General features: G+C 51.8%; 16 protein-coding genes. 9 read left to right on the top strand and 7 right to left on the bottom strand.

Going from position 1 to position 19,271, the window contains the following annotated elements; all coding sequences use genetic code 11:
* Positions 1 to 13 precede the first annotated feature (13 nt).
* On the bottom strand, positions 14 to 241 hold the full coding sequence (locus BHV73_RS12790) for a CDGSH iron-sulfur domain-containing protein (protein ID WP_009121187.1): 228 nt from the start codon (positions 239 to 241) through the stop codon (positions 14 to 16).
* A 125-nt stretch (positions 242 to 366) separates the two neighbouring features.
* Here BHV73_RS12790 and BHV73_RS12785 point away from each other — a divergent pair, with 125 nt between their 5' ends.
* A complete protein-coding gene (locus BHV73_RS12785) occupies positions 367 to 1,494 on the top strand; it encodes an HpaII family restriction endonuclease (RefSeq protein WP_087411842.1) in 1,128 nt (375 codons plus the stop codon).
* A gap of 32 nt (positions 1,495 to 1,526) precedes the next feature.
* On the top strand, positions 1,527 to 2,093 hold the full coding sequence (locus BHV73_RS12780) for a nitroreductase family protein (protein ID WP_087411843.1): 567 nt from the start codon (positions 1,527 to 1,529) through the stop codon (positions 2,091 to 2,093).
* Positions 2,094 to 2,121: 28 nt separating this feature from the next.
* Here BHV73_RS12780 and trhA read toward each other — a convergent pair whose 3' ends face one another.
* The 5 genes from trhA to BHV73_RS12755 are packed head-to-tail and all read right to left on the bottom strand — an operon-like array spanning position 2,122 to position 7,905.
* On the bottom strand, positions 2,122 to 2,793 hold the full coding sequence (trhA, locus tag BHV73_RS12775; protein ID WP_087411844.1) for a PAQR family membrane homeostasis protein TrhA: 672 nt from the start codon (positions 2,791 to 2,793) through the stop codon (positions 2,122 to 2,124).
* Between the two features lie 58 nt (positions 2,794 to 2,851).
* Complete coding sequence (gcvP, locus tag BHV73_RS12770; RefSeq protein WP_281960494.1) at positions 2,852 to 5,701, bottom strand: aminomethyl-transferring glycine dehydrogenase; 2,850 nt, start codon at positions 5,699 to 5,701, stop codon at positions 2,852 to 2,854.
* Between the two features lie 27 nt (positions 5,702 to 5,728).
* Positions 5,729 to 6,367 carry an MBL fold metallo-hydrolase gene (locus BHV73_RS12765; protein WP_009121182.1) on the bottom strand — a complete coding sequence of 213 codons (639 nt, stop codon included), beginning with the start codon at positions 6,365 to 6,367 and terminating at the stop codon, positions 5,729 to 5,731.
* Between the two features lie 31 nt (positions 6,368 to 6,398).
* Positions 6,399 to 7,019 (bottom strand): 16S rRNA (guanine(527)-N(7))-methyltransferase RsmG, encoded by a 621-nt coding sequence (rsmG, locus tag BHV73_RS12760; protein ID WP_087411846.1) that lies wholly within the window; start codon positions 7,017 to 7,019, stop codon positions 6,399 to 6,401.
* A 28-nt stretch (positions 7,020 to 7,047) separates the two neighbouring features.
* Positions 7,048 to 7,905, bottom strand: a complete 858-nt coding sequence (locus BHV73_RS12755) for a DUF3298 and DUF4163 domain-containing protein (RefSeq protein ID WP_195621104.1) — start codon at positions 7,903 to 7,905, stop codon at positions 7,048 to 7,050.
* A gap of 172 nt (positions 7,906 to 8,077) precedes the next feature.
* Here BHV73_RS12755 and BHV73_RS12750 point away from each other — a divergent pair, with 172 nt between their 5' ends.
* The 4 genes from BHV73_RS12750 (at position 8,078) to BHV73_RS12735 (ending at position 13,069) form a co-directional block, all read left to right on the top strand.
* Positions 8,078 to 8,443: a hypothetical protein gene (locus BHV73_RS12750; protein WP_255379868.1), complete on the top strand. Its 366-nt coding sequence runs from the start codon at positions 8,078 to 8,080 to the stop codon at positions 8,441 to 8,443.
* Positions 8,444 to 8,753: 310 nt separating this feature from the next.
* Positions 8,754 to 10,970 (top strand): TonB-dependent receptor, encoded by a 2,217-nt coding sequence (locus BHV73_RS12745; RefSeq protein ID WP_286738485.1) that lies wholly within the window; start codon positions 8,754 to 8,756, stop codon positions 10,968 to 10,970.
* Positions 10,971 to 11,020: 50 nt separating this feature from the next.
* Positions 11,021 to 11,332, top strand: a complete 312-nt coding sequence (locus tag BHV73_RS12740; protein WP_009121177.1) for a heavy-metal-associated domain-containing protein — start codon at positions 11,021 to 11,023, stop codon at positions 11,330 to 11,332.
* Positions 11,333 to 11,404: 72 nt separating this feature from the next.
* Positions 11,405 to 13,069 carry an HAD-IC family P-type ATPase gene (locus BHV73_RS12735; protein ID WP_087411850.1) on the top strand — a complete coding sequence of 555 codons (1,665 nt, stop codon included), beginning with the start codon at positions 11,405 to 11,407 and terminating at the stop codon, positions 13,067 to 13,069.
* Position 13,070: 1 nt separating this feature from the next.
* Here BHV73_RS12735 and BHV73_RS12730 read toward each other — a convergent pair whose 3' ends face one another.
* A complete protein-coding gene (locus BHV73_RS12730) occupies positions 13,071 to 13,904 on the bottom strand; it encodes a helix-turn-helix domain-containing protein (RefSeq protein ID WP_009121175.1) in 834 nt (277 codons plus the stop codon).
* 137 nt (positions 13,905 to 14,041) lie between these two features.
* Here BHV73_RS12730 and BHV73_RS12725 point away from each other — a divergent pair, with 137 nt between their 5' ends.
* The 3 genes from BHV73_RS12725 (at position 14,042) to lipB (ending at position 19,244) form a co-directional block, all read left to right on the top strand.
* Positions 14,042 to 16,774, top strand: coding sequence for a SusC/RagA family TonB-linked outer membrane protein (locus tag BHV73_RS12725; RefSeq protein WP_281960497.1), 2,733 nt, complete (start codon positions 14,042 to 14,044; stop codon positions 16,772 to 16,774).
* 12 nt (positions 16,775 to 16,786) lie between these two features.
* A complete protein-coding gene (locus tag BHV73_RS12720; RefSeq protein ID WP_087411852.1) occupies positions 16,787 to 18,433 on the top strand; it encodes a RagB/SusD family nutrient uptake outer membrane protein in 1,647 nt (548 codons plus the stop codon).
* A gap of 142 nt (positions 18,434 to 18,575) precedes the next feature.
* Positions 18,576 to 19,244, top strand: coding sequence for a lipoyl(octanoyl) transferase LipB (gene lipB, locus BHV73_RS12715; protein WP_009121172.1), 669 nt, complete (start codon positions 18,576 to 18,578; stop codon positions 19,242 to 19,244).
* The last annotated feature ends 27 nt before the right edge of the window (positions 19,245 to 19,271 follow it).

The raw sequence follows: 19,271 nt of genomic DNA, 5'->3' as shown, positions 1-19,271 counted from the left end.
CTCCGGTTTCTTTTCAGACAACTCTTTCAATCCTCTTTACGGATAAATCGTTGTAATGGATTTTGCGGTGCGTGCCGTCGCAAAAAGGTTGTTTGCAGGAGCGTCCGCAGCGGCAGAGGGCTATCCGGCCTTCCTGCATTTCCGCCTTTCCTTCCCTGTCTACCAGTTTAAAATTGCCTTCTACGATGAAAGGCCCGTTGGGTGTAGCTGTAATCGTTACTGTATTTTCTTCTTTTTCCATGTTCTCGGTCTTTATGTTTTACGTACTTGGTAGAACGTCTCCGCATGGAAATAGTTTGTTAATTCCATATCTTTTGTATGGATTTACTTATCTTTGCACACTTATTTAATCAAAATCGAGTTGATATGGCATTTGAAGCAACTAAGCGCGAATTGGGCGAGCTCTATACATTCTTCCGTCTGCTGGCGGACGGAAAAGTCTTTCCGGGTACTCCGAACGCCCAGAGAGAGGATAAAAAATGTTGGCCTGTGGCGCTGATACAGAGAGAGGAACATGACGGCACACGCCGCTATTATATCGGGGAAGAGGATGTACGCATTGTCAGCGGTACGGTGGAAAAGGACGGCACATTCACAGCGTCGGCAGAGAAAGAGGAGCTTTCGTTTCCCCGTGCGGACTTTGGCGACGCGGCGGAAATCATACTCCATCTGTTGAGAAATGAGCAAGGCGAGGAAGTAGAAGTCTCCGAAGGATTGGAAGCCTTTCTGGATGCTGTGAACATCTACGACCTGGAGTCCAAGACCGATGACCGTACAGATTTCTCCGTAGCTTTTTGGAGCGCGGACGCTCCGCTGACGGGATTTACCGTCCGCTGCCGTCTCAGCCGCATGAATCCTTTGCTGGACGGCGGGCGCACAGCCAACCTGAAGCTGGAGCAGAGCGGCGTGAAGTTTGCCGTGCCCACTGTGAACAAGGTGAACGCCTTGCCCGAATCGCCTGCGGAAGTTGCCGAACGCATGCTGATGATTGAGCGTCTGGGCGGTGTATTGAAGTATTCCGACGTTGCCGACCGCGTGTTCCGTTGCAACCTGCTGATGATAGACCTGCACTTTCCCCGTATGCTTGCCGAAATGGTGCGTATCATGCACTTGGACGGTATCACCCGTGTTGCCGAGCTGACGGAACGCATCAAGGAAATGAATCCCCTGAAGATAAAGGACGAACTGATAAACAAACACTGCTTCTACGAGTTCAAGATGAAACAGTTCTTGCTGGCGCTTGCGCTGGGCATGCGTCCGGCAAAGATTTACAACGGTACGGACTCTGCCGTGGAAGGGTTGTTGCTGATCAACGGAGACGGTGAAGTGCTTTGTTATCACAAGTCCGACAGACAGACGTTTGCCGACTTTCTCTACCGGAACACCCGTTTTGAAAAAGGCTCGGTGGATAAAGACAAATACGGCTTCCTGGAACGGGAGAACGGTGTGTATTACTTTAAGCTGAATGTAAAGATAGGGTTGCTGAAACGCTGACCCGGTCATAGAATCCTAAAAACGAACGTACAATGTTGAACGAAGTATTGGAAAACATTAAGTCGCGCCGCAGCGTGCGCGCTTATACGGAACAACAGGTTTCCGCTGAAGATTTGAACCTTATACTGGAAGCGGCGACGTATGCTCCCAGCGGTATGAATTTCCAGACCTGGCATTTTACCGCCATTCAGGATGCCGCCGTACTGACCGAACTGAATGAGAAGATAAAGGGCGCTTTTGCCAAGAGTGACGATGCCCGTCTGCAGGAACGCGGACACAGCCGGACTTACTGCTGCTATTATCATGCTCCCGCCTTGATTATCGTATCCAACGAACCGACCTGCTGGTGGGCGTCTATGGACTGCGCGTGCGCCTTGCAGAATATCTTCCTTGCCGCCAAGTCTTTAGGCATCGGCTCTTGCTGGATTAACCAACTGGGACAGACCTGTGACGATCCCGATGTGCGCGCTTTCCTTACCCAACTCGGTATTCCCGAGAATCATCGTGTGTACGGCTGTGCCGCTTTGGGCTATGCCCCTGCGGACGCTCCCGTGAAAGATAAGAAACTGGCGGAAGGCACGGTTACTGTAATCCGCTGACGGTGCGGTACAGGCGGAGAGTACACTTTTATATCTCCGCCAGAATGTACCACACGGCGACGAGGTGGCAGGCAGACCCCGCCAATACGAAGAAATGAAACGCCGAGTGCATATAGCGCACGTTGCGTATGGAATACAACGCCGCACCGCCTATATAGCATACTCCTTCGGCGATAATCCAATAGCAGGAAGCGGGCGCGACGGCAAAGAGTTGTTTGAACACCACCAGCACGGACAGCCCCATAAGGATGTAGCACACCGTTTCCACATAGCTGTGTTCTTCCATCTTGCGGAAGCTGATGATAGTGCCTGCAACGGCGCATAGCCAGACAAAACAGAACAATCCCCAGCCCCAGAGCCCCTCATCGCGTAAGGCGATCAGTGTAATGGGAGAGAAACTTCCGGCGATATGCCAGTAGATAGCCGCGTGATCCCAATGGCGCAACCGCCGTTTCCACGGATTATGGTGCTTCAAGGAGTGGTAAAGGGTGGAAGACAAATAGGAACCGCCCATACCGAACAGGTAGAGCCACATACCGAGTATCGCCCACGGGTCTTGTGCCCGATAGCATTTTATCAGGAAGAATCCCCCGATAATAACTGCCATCGAGATGCCTATGCCGTGGGATAGGCTGTTGACGGTTTCTTCGCCTTTACTGTAAAAAAGGCCGTTTCTTTTTCTCTTGCGCATTGTACTCATACACTTATTTACGGTATAAAAGAAGAGAGGGTGTGTTTCGACACCCTCTCCCGATATTCTATTCAAAGCATCCGTAGCATGTTGGCAACAATTTGCGGTCGCCCAACGTATTGTCTACCCGCGCCACGTTCACCCAAAACTTGTTGTCGCGAACGCTTTCTATCGGATAGGCGGCTTTCTGCCGGGTATAACTGTGTTCCCATGCGTCGGCCACCACTTCATATTCGGGATGCGGAGCATTTATCAGCACGTTGTCCGTCTTGTCCGCTTCGCCGTTCTTCACTTCCTGAATTTCCTGCCAGATAGTGAGCATCACATGTATAAAGTTATCCAGTTCGGCAAGGCTTTCGCTCTCCGTCGGCTCTATCATCAGTGTGCCGTGAACGGGGAAGGAGAGGGTAGGCGCGTGATAGCCGTAGTCCATAAGGCGTTTGGCTATATCGTTTTCGCTGATGCCCGTTTCCTCGTGTACCTTGCGGCATTCCAATATCATTTCGTGTCCTACGAAACCCGTTGCTCCGCGATAGACGATACCGTAGGTGTCTTTGAAGCAGGCAGCCAGATAATTGGCGTTCAGAATGGCAGTCTTGGTGGCGCGTGTCAGCCCTTCCGTACCCATCATGCGGATATAGCCGTAGGTGATAGGCAGGATTCCCGCACTGCCGAAGGGAGCTCCCGATACTTGGTTGGCGGTATTGCCGAACAGTTCGTGACCCGGCAGGAACGGAACCAGATGTCCGGCTACGCAGATAGGACCTACGCCCGGTCCGCCACCGCCATGGGGAGAGGCGAATGTCTTGTGCAAGTTCAGGTGGCAGACATCGGCGCCGATAAATCCGGGGTTGGTCAAACCTACTTGGGCATTCATGTTGGCGCCGTCCATATAAACCTGTGCGCCGCAGGCATGGATAATCTTGCAGATTTCCACGATTTCCGTTTCAAAGATGCCATGGGTGGACGGATAGGTAATCATTAGCGCGGCGAGGTCGGCCTTGTTCTCTTCGGCTTTGGCACGCAGGTCGGCCATGTCGACATTCCCTTGTTCGTCGCAGGCGCAGGTGACCGTGGTGAAACCTGCCTGAACAGCCGAAGCGGGATTGGTGCCGTGAGCCGATGCGGGTATCAGCACCTTGTTGCGGTGCCCTTGTCCGATGCTTTCCAGATAGGCGCGGATTACGCGAAGTCCCGCATACTCTCCGGCGGCGCCGGAATTGGGTTGCAGGCTCACTCCGGCAAATCCGGTTATCACTTTCAGTTCTTCGCTGAGATTGTGTATCAGTTCGCGGTAGCCCTCTGCCTGGTCTTCGGGAACGAGCGGGTGCATACCCATGAATTCCGGACGGCTGAGCGGCAGCATTTCGGCGGCGGCATTCAGCTTCATGGTACATGAGCCGAGGGAAATCATGGAGTGCGCCAATGAGATATCCTTGCGGTCCAGTCGCTTGATGTAACGCATCATTTCCGTTTCCGTATGGTATTTGTTGAATACCTCGTGCGTCAGGTAAGCGCTCTGGCGCCGGAAAGCTTCCGGAATGGTACGGCTTTCGGGGATGTCGGCGGCTTTGGTATAGTCTTTTCCGGCTGCGATGCCGAAAATGGAAAGAAGCACGTTGACGGCGGCCAGGTCTGTCGTTTCGTCGATGCTCATACCTACATCGCCGTTCTTGAAGTAGCGCAGGTTCACTTCCTTGCTCAGGGCGACGGTGCGCACTTGCTGCGCCGATACATTGTCGGGCAATGCGAAGCGGAGCGTGTCGAAGTACCGGGCGTTCACTTGCCTGTATCCTAATTTATCGATTTCCTGTTCCAGATATGCGGCGATGTTGTGAATGCGCTCTGCAATGGTGCGGATGCCTTCCGGTCCGTGATATACGGCATAGAAACCGGCCATTGTGGCCAGCAGCGCCTGTGCGGTACAGATGTTGGAAGTCGCTTTCTCGCGTTTGATGTGTTGCTCGCGGGTTTGCAGCGCCATGCGGTAACACGGCTTTCCGTATTTGTCTTTAGACCAGCCGATGATACGTCCCGGCATATTGCGCTTGTACTCGTCGCGTGTGGCGAAGTAAGCGGCCGACGGGCCGCCGTAGAACATCGGCGTGCCCAGTCGTTGGGTGGTTCCGAATACGATGTCCGCTCCCCATTCTCCCGGCGGGGTGAGCAGAGCGAGGCTCAGTATATCGGCGGCCACAGCCACCTTACAGCCTGCGGCATGCGCTTTCTCCACAAAAGCGCGGTAGTCTTCTATATTTCCGTTGGCGTCCGGGTACTGCAATATGCAGGCGAAGATGTCCGGAGCCGGTTCCAGTTCATTGTATTTACCCGTCCGTATCTCGATGCCCTGCGGGATGGCGCGGGTGGTGATGACAGCCAGTGTTTGCGGGAATACGTTTTCGTCCACAAACACGACGTTGGCTCCCGCCTTCTGCATATCGCGCGGACGCAGCGCGTACATCATCGTAACGGCTTCCGCGGCGGCGGTTGCTTCATCCAGCAGGGAACAGTTGGCAAGAGGCATGCCGGTAAGGTCGCAAACGGCGGTTTGGAAATTCAGCAGGGCTTCCAGCCGTCCCTGCGACACTTCCGTCTGATAAGGCGTATAGGAGGTGTACCAAACGGGATTCTCGAATACGTTGCGCTGGATTACGGCAGGCGTGATGGTGTTGTACCAACCCATGCCGATATAGGTAGCGTATAGCTTATTCTTAGCTGCCAGTTCCGCTATGTGCCGTCCGAACTCATATTCGGTCATGGCTTCGGGCAAAGCCAGCGGTTCTTTCAGACGGATATCGGCAGGAATGGTTTTATCAATCAGTTCGTCCAGACTTGCCACGCCGATTTTGCGGAGCATCTGTTCTTCATCCTTCTTGCTGATGCCGATGTGGCGGTCAGCCAACAGGTCGTTTTTCATACGTACTATATTATTTAAAGTTATTACCTATCTAAAGAACGGGTTCTCCGCCTTTTCTATGCCGATGGTCGTAGGCGCTCCGTGCCCCGGATAGACAATCGTTTCATTGGGGAGTATGAACAGGCGGCTGCAGATATGTTCTATCAGTTCGTCGAAGTTGCCGCCGGCGAGGTCGGCACGGCCGATGCTGCCTTGAAACAGTACATCGCCGGAGAACATGCAATGGTCTGCCGCGCAATAGTACACCAGACTGCCCGGCGAGTGTCCCGGCACATGGATGGCTTCCAGTTCCGTATTGCCGAAGGTGATGATGTCGCCGTCGTGCAGGTAAGTACCCAACGGTACGGGCGGTTCCTGCAACTGGAAACCGAACATACGGCTCTGCTTGGGCGCTTCGTCAATCCAGAACTCGTCGGCTTGGTTGGCTTCCGCCTTCAGTCCGAACTCTTTCAGCATGAAAGGGTTTCCGAAGATGTGGTCCAGGTGCAGGTGCGTGTTCAGCAGGTGCTTTACATTCAGCTCGTTGTGTATGATAAAGTTCTTTAAAGCCTGTTTCTCCTCTTCGTAGAAGCAACCGGGGTCGATGACTACGGCTTCGTTGGTTTCGTCCCACAGTACATAGCAGTTCTCCGGGAACATATTAAATTCAAATCTCTTTATCTTCATGATACTATATTTACTGTAATAGATTCTTTCTTCAGACTGTTACGTACACCGCTTTCTTTGTTTCGAAGAACTCTTCCCCGAAGAACTCCTTCAAGTCCCACATCGTAGTCTTGTTTCTGACGGGCATCGCCTCTTTCTCCAGTTCGCCGCCTTTCAGGCAGATAAGTCCGTTGGGCAGTGCGTTCTGCTGTTTGGGGGAGATATTCTTGCGGATGATTTTCAATAAATCGGTAAGGGGCATTACGGCACGGCTCACCACGAAGTCGAACAGTTGCTTTTCTTCTTCGGCGCGTGCATGACGGGTGGTTACGTTTTTCAGTCCGATGCTGCCCGCTACTTCGGTGGCTACGCGTACTTTCTTGCCGATGCTGTCCACCAGGTGGAACTGCACTTCGGGGAAAAGTATGGCCAGCGGAATTCCCGGGAATCCGCCCCCTGTGCCCAAGTCCATGATTTTCGTACCCGGGGCGAAGCGGATTACTTTGGCTATGCCCAGGGAGTGGAGAACGTGGTGTTCGTAGAGGTTTCCGATATCTTTACGTGAAATGACGTTTATTTTAGAGTTCCAGTCCGTATAGAGGTCGTAGAGCGCGGCGAATTGCCTTTTCTGTTCTTCTGTCAGGTCCGGAAAGTACTTCAGGATGAGTTCCATTGTTGGGTTATGAGTTATGAGTTATAAGTTATGGGTTGCGCAGGTCGTTCAGCGCCATTGTTTCGTCGCTCAGCAGGTGCTGCATCATTTCGTACGGCAATGTTATTTTTACAGGTCCCATTACATAGGGGGCGATGTCGTATACATTATAATAGAACGTGATGCCGTCCTTGCTCAGATAGAAGTTCTCGGTCGGCGTCAGGTCGCCGGTAGTGACGTATCCCATATCTTCCAGTTCCTGACGGGTGGCTACCTTATTGTCGGCCATGAGCTGGTTCCACAAGAGGTCGGTGAGCTGTTCCTTGTAGTCGTTCACAAACAAGTCGTCCAGGCGGATGGGAGCCAGGGTGCGCAGGTCGAGGTTGAGGAAAGTGGACATGTAGATGCCGTGTGCGCCGCCGGTATATTCGTTGTAGTCTATACGGTAGACGAGCAGATGCCCGGTGTACAGTTGCACGTGGCTTTCGATACCTTTATAATAGGAGTACCATGCTCCCATGTCTTCGGCGTTCTCCTTGTCCTGTTCGTCTTTCCTGTACATCGGTTCCAGGTCTTTGCGGTAGTCGCCGACGTACTTTTCGGTGTACTTCTTTACGGCTTCTTCGGGAGTCATGCCCATGTACTTCTCGCCGAAGCAGGCGGAAAGGAAATAGGTGTTCAGACTGTCCTTCATCTTCTCGTCGGCCGACCGGGAAGCGTATGTAAGGTTGATGATGAGGTTGCATGCCGGTTTGGCGGTATCACCGAAGAGGTGGGCGGTTTCGTTCACTTGTATGCTGTCGAACTCCAGCGCTCCGGCGTTTTTGTTCATGATGTTACCGCAAGAAAAGAAAAAGCCGCTTGCCGCAAGCAGAAGGACAAGTAGGCTGACAGTTTGCTTTTTCATATCGAGTTTCGTTTATAAATCAACATTTCATTCGGGAATCTTTATCGACAAATATAGAACTTATTAACGAACTCCACACATAAAAAAGGAAAAATTAATTCCTGCGAACGGTTAAAACTTTCTATCTTTGCCGCCGTCTATGAAGAGGCTCCGTTACATATTCGCCATATTGATGTCCTCACTTATTATCATAAGTGGGGCGGGAGTTTCCATTATCCATTATTGCTGTTCGGGATGCCGGATGGAGCAACGTTGCTGCACGTCCGGTTGTTCGGAATGTGAGAAGGCGCACTACGCGTCGCAGGAAACCTGTAAAGATACGGGCTGTACCACCGTTCACTACAAAGTGGATGTGGTGAAGCATGTGCAGGAAGCGTCTTCGACAGTACCCGTATGCACGCTGTACTGCGAGCAGTTGCCGCAGTTCGGTTGCCTGTTGCCGGTGGAACTGCCGGTGACCGGAACACAAGTCTATTCACCGCCGAGATATTGCGGTTCCAGGCATTATCTGGCGCTTTATTCCACACTGCTTATTTAGAGAGACATCCTTGCGGGACGGCGTTTGTTTCCTGCCGGGGAACGGTCTGTTCCTCACCGTGAAACATGTTGTTCCCTGCCGGGGAACGATACGTTTCATCCCATGGAACAAACAGTTTCATCCCGCGGAACGAATCGTTTCACCTCACGGGGTTGGTATTTTCATTTCGTAAGACGGATATTTCCATCCCGTGAGGCGAATAATTGCTATGATTATCCGCAATGACGCCTTTATTATCATTTACGGGCGCCATACCGGATAACCGTTTATTTGTTTTATTGTCACATTTCAAAATAAGAAAGAATCAGATATGAAATATATATGGTTAATGTTGCTGTTCTTCCCCTTTATCACTTTGCGGGCGCAGGTAAAGGGAACGGTAAAAGATAATCTCGGTGAACCGGTTGCCGGAGCCAACCTTTTCTGGATGGGAACGACACAGGGCGCCACCACCTCTGCCGACGGGAGCTTCTCCCTCGCAAAGCCTGCCGGTAAGCACATGCTGGTAGTCAGCTTCATCGGTTTCGAGAACGATACGATACATGTGAACGGACGTGATGAAACGCTCGACATAGTTCTTCGCGAAGGGGTGGAACTGAGCGAAGTCAATGTTGTCAGCCGTAAGCTCGGAACCATGAAACTGCGGGGCAGCGTGATGAATGAGGATATGATAAGCAGCGCCGAACTGACCCGCGCCGCCTGTTGCAACCTCGGAGAGAGTTTCGTAACCAACCCTTCGGTGGACGTGACCTATTCCGATGCCGCTACGGGCGCCAAGCAAATCAAGCTGTTGGGATTGTCCGGCACTTACGTACAGATGATGACGGAAAACATTCCCAACTTTCGGGGAGTGGCCGCTCCGTACGGGCTGGGCTATGTGCCCGGCCCGTGGATGCAAAGCATACAGGTGAGCAAGGGCAGCGCATCCGTCAAAAACGGTTACGAGGCCATCACCGGGCAAATCAATGTGGAGTTCAAGAAGCCGCAATTGCCCGAAGCCGACTGGCTCTCCGTCAATCTTTTCGGCAGCACCACCAACCGTTACGAAGCCAATGCGGACGCCACGGTGAAACTCTCCAAGCGTTGGAGCACCTCTTTGCTGGCGCATTACGAAAACGAAACCAAAGCCCACGACAGCAACGATGACGGCTTTGCCGATATTCCGCAAGTGAAGCAGTACAACGTATGGAACCGCTGGGCGTATATGGGCGACCGTTACGTTTTCCAGGCAGGCATCAAAGCCTTGTCCGAAGACCGCAACAGCGGGCAGGTGAGCCATGGCGGCAGCCATTCGGCCGACCCCTACAAAATATCCATCGGAACCGACCGTTACGAGGCGTTCACCAAAAACGCTTACATCTTCGATAAGGAGAAGAATACCAATCTGGCGCTCATCCTTTCCGGCTCTCTGCACAAGCAGGATGCCGTGTACGGACGTAAGCTGTACGATGTAGACCAGCACAACGCTTACGCGTCCCTTTTGTTCGAGACGGAACTCGGCAAGCGTCACAGCCTGTCTGCGGGACTGAGTTTCAACTACGATTCCTACAATCAGCATTATCGGCTGACGAACGATGCGGAGCAACCTCTTACGAGGCAGTTCGTAAAGGAAGCCGTTCCGGGAGCGTATGTGCAGTACACCTATAATCTGGATGATAAACTTATCCTTATGGGCGGTATTCGCGGTGACCGCAGCAGCGAGTACGGTTACTTTGTCACGCCCCGTTTCCACGTAAAGTACAATCCCAACGAATACGCGCACTTCCGCCTTTCCGCCGGAAAAGGGTATCGCACCAATCATGTCCTTGCCGAGAACAATTACCTCTTGGCAAGCAGCCGCCGTATAGACATCGCCCGTAACCTCGACCAGGATGAGGCTTGGAACTACGGAGCGAGCGCTTCCTTTTACGTCCCCTTGTTCGGCAAAACGCTGAACCTGAATGCGGAGTATTACTACACGGACTTCCTCAAGCAGGTAGTGGTGGATATGGATACCGACCCGCATGCCGTTTTGTTCTACAACCTCGGCGGGCGGTCGTATTCGCAGGTGTTCCAGGTGGAAGCCACTTATCCGTTCTTCCCGGGATTCACCCTCACGGCAGCCTATCGCTGGACGGATGCCAAGACCACCTACGACGGGCAGTTGCGGGAAAAGCCGCTTACCGACAAGTACAAAGGACTGCTTACCGCTTCGTATCAGACTCCGCTGGGCTTGTGGCAGTTCGACGCGACCTTGCAGCTGAACGGTGGCGGCCGTATGCCGACCCCTTACGAACAGGGAGACGGCGCGTGGTCGTGGGAACACCGCTATAACGGCTTTGAGCAGCTAAGCGCACAGGTCACCCGCTACTTCCGCAACTGGTCTGTCTATGTCGGCGGGGAAAACCTTACCAACTTCAAGCAGAAGAATCCCATTATCGACGCTTCCGATCCGTGGGGAAGCAATTTCGATGCCACCATGGTGTGGGGGCCGATGCATGGGGCAAAGGCGTATGTAGGCGTACGCTTCAATATTCCACGGATATAGCGGTTAATCAAAGAGATATGAACAGTGAAAACTAATTAAAAGAAAACATCATGAAAACAAGAAAGATTTGCATCGCCCTTGCGGCCGTATTGCTGAGCGCAACGACAGTCGTGGCCAAAGACCTGCGTACCGTAGTGTTCAAAGTGTCACAGATGACGTGCGAGAACTGTGTGAAAAAGATAAACAGCAATATCCGTTTCGAGAAAGGGCTGAAAAAGTTCGATACGGACTTGAAGACCAAAACGGTGACCATCACGTACGATGCCGACAAGACCGATATTGAAAAACTGAAAGAGGGTTTCAGAAAGTTCCATTACGAAGCCGAGTTTGTGAAAGAGAGCAAGCAGGGCGATAAGAAGTAATTGAACAAACGGCTCATTCCGGTTGTTGCTTTAGTGGATTCAGAGTAACAACCCCCTAAAATATAGAATGGAATGAGCAATATATTGAAGAAGGTATGTCCCGCGCAGGAATTACACTGCGCGGAATATGCCGATAGTATGGAAAGATGCAACATGGAAGAACGCAACAGGCAGTACCGCAGTCTGAAGATGCAGGCTGTCGGCGCGTGGCTGCTGGCCGTTCCGTTGTTGCTGCTTTCCATATTCGGTAATTATGTGTCCTATGGCAGCGAGATACAATTGCCGCTGGCCGCACTTGCGCTGCTGTTTCTGGGAACATCTTTTTATACGGATGCCTGGAAGCGGCTCCGTGAGGGACGCGCCACCATGGACACGCTGATTGCTTTCAGCGCTTCCGTGGCTTTTCTTTTCAGCTTGTTCAACACGTTCTTTCCGGACTACTGGCATGACGCGGGACTTCAACCGCACGTTTATTACGAAGTGACCGTACTGATTGTCGCAGTGGGGCTGACCGGTAAAGTGTTCCGGTTCCTGCCCGAAGAACTGCATGGTGAAGACCGCATAGCCAATATCATCTTTCCCGTGCTGACGGGAACGGCGGTTGCCGTGTTTTTTATCTGGATATTGTTCGGCGGTGTGGAAGCCGTGCCGCATGCGCTCTATTCGGTTATTTCCATTTTCATTGTCGCTTGTCCGTGCGCGTTAGGCTTGATAACACCGGTCGCGCTGATGCGCGGGATAGGCAAAGCCGCCGATATGCATATCTGGATAAAGGATTCTCTCGCTTTGGAACGGCTGAACAAGGCCGATGTGGTGGTCTTTGACAAGACCGGGACGCTGACCGAGGGACATCCCACCGTTACGGCCTGGTTGTGGGCGCAGTACCAGGAAGAATATTTTAAGATGGTGCTGCTGGCTGCGGAAATGAACTCGTCCAATTCGCTGGCGGCCGCCATCACCGCCGCCCTGCGGGAAGAGCAGATTACGCCCGCCCGTTTGGACGGCTGCGAGATTCTGAAAGGAAAAGGGATGAAAGCCGCCTATAAGGGTATGGAGTATTGGGTGGGCAGCCATAAGTTGTTGAAGGATTATCAGGTTTACCTGTCCGACGTGCTGGGCGATATGCTGGTGGAGTATGAGTCCGAGGGAAACAGCATCGTTTACTTCGGTCGTGAGGGTGAGCTGCTTGCCATAATTGCCGTTAAAGACCAGTTGAAAGTCACTGCGCTCGGTGTGGTGAAAGAGCTCAGAGGGCAGGAACTCGATATTTGTCTGCTGACGGGCGACGGCGAACGTACCGCTTCGACCATAGCGGGGAAGCTGGGTATCATCCGCTATCTGTCCGATGCCCTGCCGGACGACAAGGAAACTTTTATCCGCGAGCTCCGGTTGCAGGGAAAGACGGTCGTTATGGTGGGCGACGGCATCAATGACGTGCAGGCGCTGGCGGGTGCGGATGTCAGTATCGCCATGGGTGGCTATGCCGACGATACGCTGACGGATGAAGCCATGATAGTGATGAAATCTTCCGATTTGCAGTCGCTGCCCAAGTTGTTCGGCCTGTCGCGCCATACGCTCCGGCTGATGCGCCAGAACTCGTTCTGGGTGATAATCTATCATCTGGCAGGCGTATTGATAGCCGCGGGCATCCTTTATCCGGTGTACGGAATACTGTTGACGCCCATGCTGGCCGCAATAGCCATAGTGCTCTCCTGCGTAACGCTGATGAGAGGGTAGGTCAGCTGTTCCTGTATTCCAGCGGGCTCATTCCCATGTGTCTCTTGAAGTACTTGCCGAAGAACGAGGCGCTGGGGAAGTTCAGCGAGTAGGCGATTTCCTGAATGGTCATGTCGGTGGATTTCAGTTTGGCTTTTATGTCGATGATGACGACATGCGCAATGATGTCCAGCACGTTTTTCCCGGTCACCAGTTTGATGGTGGTGCTGAGGTGTTGCAGGGATATGCCCAGCTTTTCGGCATAGAACTGCGCGCGGCGTTCGGTGGTGTAGTTTTCGATAACCAGCTGTATGAACTCACGGCAGATTTCCTCTTTCCGGCTTTTAATCCTGTTTTGGGAGTCCGGACGGTTGCTGTATAACTCGTTGACACCGTAGAGAAGCGTGTCCAGCACGTTCTGCGCCATTCGCGTTTTGGGCATGTACGGTCCGGTGGAAACGCGTGCCAGCAATGCGAAGTAGTCCCTGAAGTAAGAGGCGACGGTTTCGTTGAGCGGTATCACGGGAGCTTCTATAATCTTGGAGTACGAGCTCATGGTGGATTGGATGATGTTGACTCCGTTGAGACAATGCTCGGAGAACCCGGCAAAACCTATCCGCACCTTTTCTTTCTGTCCGTGAAACTGGATGATGGTGCCGGGAAGGAGTGTCACAAAGTCGCCTTGTTTGATTTCGGTGTCCATCAGGTTGATGGATACCGTAATGGAACCTTCGGTGCACAATGCGAAGATACATGCCTTCAGGCGGCATGATTGCTTGTATATGTTCAGAATATCTTCTGTTACATCCGTCCATGCAATCAGGTCTACGGGGAGATCGACTTGGGGGAATTCCATAAGTGTTGTCGTTTTTGGTCTGCACAAAGTTACGCTTTTTTGCTGAAAAGTATCGAAAAACTTGCAATCGGGCAGGGATTTTTTTAATTTTAATTGTTATTAAAGTTAAGAGTGTTAATCTTATAACAGATAGAACTATGAAACAATACCGCAAACTTTTCTTCCTCGGATTTATATGTGCCGCGTGGCCGGTGTCGTACGCGCAGGCGCAGGATGTGTCGGCCGGCGTTCCCGACTCATTGCTCACCATAGGATATACCGTGGGGCATACCCGTAATATATCTTCCCTTGTGGAGAGTTTCACCGGCAAACAGCTGAAAGCAGACCAGATAACCAATCCGCTGGAAGCCATCTACGGCAAAGTGCCCGGCCTTACCATACAGCGCGCTGCCAACGGTACGGCCGCTTTGGATGCCGTACGCCTGCGCGGCACTACCTCGCTGACCAGCGGCAACGACCCGCTGATTATCATCGACGGCGTATTCGGCGATATTTCGATGCTTACATCCGTTTATCCTACGGACATAGAGAGCTTCACTATCCTGAAGGATGCTTCCGAAACGGCGCAGTACGGTTCGCGGGGTGCATCCGGCGTCATCGAGATAACGACCAAGAAAGGAGTGAAGGGTAAAACGAGGGTAAGCTATAACGGCAGTTTCGGCGTGGCATCTGTCTATAAGAGCCTGAAAATGCTGTCGGCGGATGAATTCCGCAAAGTGGCGGAGCAGACGGGCGTTTCCATTATCGACAAGGGGAACAATACCGACTTCCGGAAAGAGATACAGCAGACGGGATTCCAACAAGACCATCATATCGCTTTTTACGGCGGACGGGATGAGTCGAGCTATCGTGTGTCATTGGGCTATATGAGCCGGGAAGGGGTGATTGTCAACGAAAACATGAGGAATTTTACATCGAACATGAATATGACGCAGAGCCTGTTCGACGGTTTCATCCGGTGCGATGTCGGCATGTTCGGTTCGGTGCAGAACAACCGCAATCTGGTGGACGAGCAAAAGACTTTCTATTCGGCGGCTGCCTTTAACCCGACCTTTCCCAATCATAAAAACGGGGACGGCTCTTGGGACGGCGTGACGAACGCCAGCCAGATAACCAATCCGCTGGCATGGATGGAAGTGAAGGATAAAGAGTCCGTTTCGCGTATCAGCACGCACGCCAAGCTGTTGCTGAACTTCACGCCTGACCTGAAGATGCGGCTGTTCGGTTCGTACTCGTATAATATGGTGGAGAACTCCCAATATCTGCCTACCGTCGTATGGGCGCACGGACAGGCGTATAGAGGCGTGCGCAAGTCGGAGTCGTTGGTGGGCAATGCCATGCTGACCTACCGGAAGCGTTTGAAGCGTCACTTCATTGATGCGTTGGCGCTGGCGGAAGTGCAGGAAGAGAAGTTTTCCGGTTTCTATACGACGGTCACCAATTTCAGTTCCGATTTATTCGGCTTTGATAATTTGCAGGCGGGCGCGCTGCGCCCGTGGGAAGGGACGAACTCTTATTACGAGCGTACCCGTTTGCTTTCTTTCATGGGACGTGCCAACTACACCTATGCCGACCGCTATGTGCTGACGGTGAATGCCCGTGCAGACGCCTCTTCCAAATTTGGCGACAATCATAAATGGGGCTTTTTCCCTTCGGTATCGGCGGCCTGGAATGTGACGGAAGAGGATTTCATGAAGCGGTTTCCGCTGGTCAATAATCTGAAAGTACGTGTGGGCTACGGTCTGGCGGGTAATCAGAGCGGGATAAACTCGTACACGACCTTGCGTCTGGCGCAGCCCAACGGGGTAGTACCTGTGGGCAGCGCTCCTGTGGTGTCCTTGAGCGAATTGAGAAATACGAATCCCGATTTGAAATGGGAAGTGAAGCATAACTTCAATGCCGGTTTTGATTTGGCGCTGTTTGCCAACCGGCTGCTGTTCTCGGTGAATTATTACCTCTCCAAGACTACCGACATGCTGTATATGTATAATGTCAGCGTGCCGCCGTTTACTTATAATACGCTGGTGGCAAATATCGGCTCGATGCGCAACAGCGGCGTAGAAATCGCGGTAGGGGTTACTCCCCTGAAAACGAAAGATATGGAGCTGAGCATTAATGCGAACGTGTCTTTCCAACAGAACAAACTGCTTTCGTTGAGCGGCGTTTACAATGGCGAACGCATTGCGGCCGCCGAATACAAGAGCATCTCCAGCCTGGACGGCGCAGGTTTTCATGGCGGGTATAATCATATAGCCTACCAGATTGTGGGGCAACCGCTCGGCGTGTTCTATCTTCCTCATAGCACGGGGCTGGTGTCGGACGGAAACGGCGGATATAAATACGGTGTAGCCGATTTGAACGGAAACGGTATCAGTCTGGAAGACGGCGAAGACCGCTACATTGCCGGGCAGGCTGTACCCAAAGCAACGGTAGGCTCCAATATCAGTTTCCGCTACAAGGATTTCGATTTGTCGGTACAGATAAACGGGGCGTTCGGGCATAAGATATACAACGGCACTTCACTTACGTATATGAATATGGGTATCTTTCCCGACTATAACGTGATGAAAGGCGCTCCGCAAGTCAATATCAAAGACCAGACCGCAACCGACTATTGGCTGGAAAGGGGCGATTATGTGAACTTCGACTATGTAACGGCAGGCTGGAATGTTCCGTTGCGGGGTACGAAGAGGTATGTTCAGAACTTGCGTCTGACCTTTACGGTGAACAACCTTGCCACCATCACCGGCTATTCGGGGCTTTCGCCGATGATAAACAGCGCTACGGTGAACGGCACTTTGGGATTGGACGACAAACGGAACTATCCGCTTGCCCGAACCTATACATTGGGATTGAGTATTAATTTCTAAAGGAATAAGGATATGAAGAAGTATCGTATAGTATATTGGTTGGCGGCGGTGTGCTGTCTGCCTTTGTTTACTGCCTGTAACGGCTTTTTGCGTGAAGACCCTCGCGACGGAACAGACCATGCGGATGCGTACCGTACGCTGTCGGACGTATATCTCAATGCGGTGGCGTCTCTGTATAACTACGTGGGCGGTTATGCCGACAGTCAGGGATTGCAAGGTACGGGACGGGGTGTTTACGACCTGAATACGTTTACCACCGATGAGGCCATCATGCCCACCCGGGGCGGTGACTGGTACGACGGCGGCTTCTGGCAGGGATTGTATCTGCATAAGTGGGGAGTGAGCAATGATGCCGTTCAGGCTACGTGGGAGTATCTGTATAAAGTGGTGATGCTGAGCAATAAGTCGGTAGAGCAAATCCAAAAGTTCGGGGAAACTCACGATGACCCCGAACTGCCGGCCTATTTGGCTGAGGTGCGTGCTATGCGTGCCATGTACTATTATTATCTGCTGGATTTATTCGGCAGAGTGCCGCTCGTACTCTCTTCTTCCGCATCTATGAGCGATATTGTGCAGAGTGAACGGAAAACGGTTTTCGATTTTGTTGTGAAAGAACTACAGGAAGCGGCTCCGCTATTGGCGGAAAGCCGCAGTAACCGGCCGGGCGACTATTACGGACGCATCACCCGTCCGGTAGCTTATTTCTTGCTTGCCAAGCTGGCTCTTAACGCGGAAGTGTATACGGATAATGACTGGACGGACGGTGTGCGTCCCGACGGCGGAACTATAAGCTTTACCATAGACGGGCGGCAACAGAATGCGTGGCAGGCGACAGTGACTTATTGTGACCGGATTACCGCGATGGGGTATGCGCTGGAACCCCTGTACGAAACGAATTTCGCCGTATATAATGAATCCTCGGTAGAGAATATCTTCACTATTCCGATGAACAAGACTTTATATACCAATCAGATGCAGTATCTGTTTCGTTCGCGGCACTATAATCATGCCAAAGCTTACGGGCTGAGCGGCGAGAACGGGTCGAGCGCTACGAAAGACGCGTTACGTGTGTTCGGGTACGATACGGCCGAGGTAGACCCTCGTTTTGATAAGTGTTATTTTGCCGGTGTGATGTACGATTTGAAAGGGGAGTTAATCAGGCTGGACGATGGAACCGTATTGGAGTATCATCCTTGGGAAGTGGCGGTGGATATATCGGATATGCCTTATGAAAAAACGGCAGGCGCACGCATGAAGAAATATGCCATTGATACGGACGCAACCAAGGACGGTAAATTAATGGAGAACGATATCGTTCTGTTCCGTTATGCGGATGTGCTGTTGATGAAGAGTGAAGCGAAAGTTCGCAACGGGGAAAACGGGGATGCGGAATTGGCGCAGGTACGCAGCCGAGTGGGAGCTGTTGCGCGTCCGGCAACATTGGAGAATCTGCTGGACGAAAGATTATTGGAGTTTGCATGGGAAGGATGGCGGCGGCAGGATCTTGTGCGTTTCGGACGATTTACCCGTGCGTACAGCGACCGTCCGCAACTGGCGGGCGAGGAGAGTGGATACACCACCGTGTTTCCTATTCCGGGCAATGTGCTGAAAATGAATGAGAGGTTGCGGCAGAATAAGGGGTATTTAATGAGTGATTAGTGGTTAGTGATTAGTGGTTAGTGATTAGGGGTGAATGTTAATGAATTATGATTGGTGATGGATGACCGGTGATTAAATTGGGTATAATCGGTGATTTGAGGGTAATGGTGCGGAAATAAAGAAAAAGTAGTATATTTGTTTTATGAGACTGGAAATATCAGATTGGAAAACTGTTCCCTATGCCGCAGCATGGGACAGACAGACGGAGTGTTTCGATACGCTTGTACAAGCCAAACAAGCAGGTGGGGAGTATGTAAATCATATTGTTCTCTGTGAGCATCCGCATGTATATACGTTGGGACGCAGTGGCAAGGAAGGAAATATGTTGCTGAGTGAAGAACAGTTGCATAAAATAGGGGCGTCGCTGTATCATATAGACCGGGGTGGTGATATTACCTATCATGGGCCGGGACAACTTGTTTGTTATCCTATCTTGAATCTGGAAGAGTTCTCTTTGGGCTTGAAAGAATATGTGCATTTGCTGGAAGAAGCCGTAATTCGTGTTTGCGCTTCTTACGGGATAACTGCCGGACGCGTGGAGAAAGCTACCGGCGTATGGTTGGATGGAGATTCACCGCGTGCCCGTAAAATCTGCGCTATCGGTGTACGTAGCAGCCATTATGTTACGATGCATGGTCTGGCGCTCAATGTAAATACGGATTTACGCTATTTCAGCTATATCAATCCTTGCGGGTTTATAGATAAAGGGGTGACTTCGCTCCAAAAAGAATTGGGACGGGAAGTGCCGATGGATGAGGTGAAAGAACTGCTTTGCCGTGAGTTGAGAGGTATGCTTGGAGATAGGCAATAGAGAATATATTCTCTTTTATATCATGAG

Origin of the sequence: Bacteroides sp. 44_46 (assembly GCF_001915465.1) — a bacterium.
In the GTDB taxonomy this organism is placed as follows: Bacteria; Bacteroidota; Bacteroidia; order Bacteroidales; family Bacteroidaceae; genus Bacteroides; species Bacteroides clarus.
The sequence above is the reverse complement of the archived record's forward strand: the minus strand, read 5'-3'. Positions and strand labels throughout refer to the sequence as shown.

Bases quoted from the DNA above. Each gene is read 5' to 3' on its own strand.
- BHV73_RS12790 (WP_009121187.1), bottom strand. From the start codon at position 241: ATGGAAAAAGAAGAAAATACAGTAACGATTACAGCTACACCCAACGGG.
- BHV73_RS12785 (WP_087411842.1), top strand. From the start codon at position 367: ATGGCATTTGAAGCAACTAAGCGCGAATTGGGCGAGCTCTATACATTC.
- BHV73_RS12780 (WP_087411843.1), top strand. From the start codon at position 1,527: ATGTTGAACGAAGTATTGGAAAACATTAAGTCGCGCCGCAGCGTGCGC.
- trhA (WP_087411844.1), bottom strand. From the start codon at position 2,793: ATGAGTACAATGCGCAAGAGAAAAAGAAACGGCCTTTTTTACAGTAAA.
- gcvP (WP_281960494.1), bottom strand. From the start codon at position 5,701: ATGAAAAACGACCTGTTGGCTGACCGCCACATCGGCATCAGCAAGAAG.
- BHV73_RS12765 (WP_009121182.1), bottom strand. From the start codon at position 6,367: ATGAAGATAAAGAGATTTGAATTTAATATGTTCCCGGAGAACTGCTAT.
- rsmG (WP_087411846.1), bottom strand. From the start codon at position 7,019: ATGGAACTCATCCTGAAGTACTTTCCGGACCTGACAGAAGAACAGAAA.
- BHV73_RS12755 (WP_195621104.1), bottom strand. From the start codon at position 7,905: ATGAAAAAGCAAACTGTCAGCCTACTTGTCCTTCTGCTTGCGGCAAGC.
- BHV73_RS12750 (WP_255379868.1), top strand. From the start codon at position 8,078: ATGTCCTCACTTATTATCATAAGTGGGGCGGGAGTTTCCATTATCCAT.
- BHV73_RS12745 (WP_286738485.1), top strand. From the start codon at position 8,754: ATGAAATATATATGGTTAATGTTGCTGTTCTTCCCCTTTATCACTTTG.
- BHV73_RS12740 (WP_009121177.1), top strand. From the start codon at position 11,021: ATGAAAACAAGAAAGATTTGCATCGCCCTTGCGGCCGTATTGCTGAGC.
- BHV73_RS12735 (WP_087411850.1), top strand. From the start codon at position 11,405: ATGAGCAATATATTGAAGAAGGTATGTCCCGCGCAGGAATTACACTGC.
- BHV73_RS12730 (WP_009121175.1), bottom strand. From the start codon at position 13,904: ATGGAATTCCCCCAAGTCGATCTCCCCGTAGACCTGATTGCATGGACG.
- BHV73_RS12725 (WP_281960497.1), top strand. From the start codon at position 14,042: ATGAAACAATACCGCAAACTTTTCTTCCTCGGATTTATATGTGCCGCG.
- BHV73_RS12720 (WP_087411852.1), top strand. From the start codon at position 16,787: ATGAAGAAGTATCGTATAGTATATTGGTTGGCGGCGGTGTGCTGTCTG.
- lipB (WP_009121172.1), top strand. From the start codon at position 18,576: ATGAGACTGGAAATATCAGATTGGAAAACTGTTCCCTATGCCGCAGCA.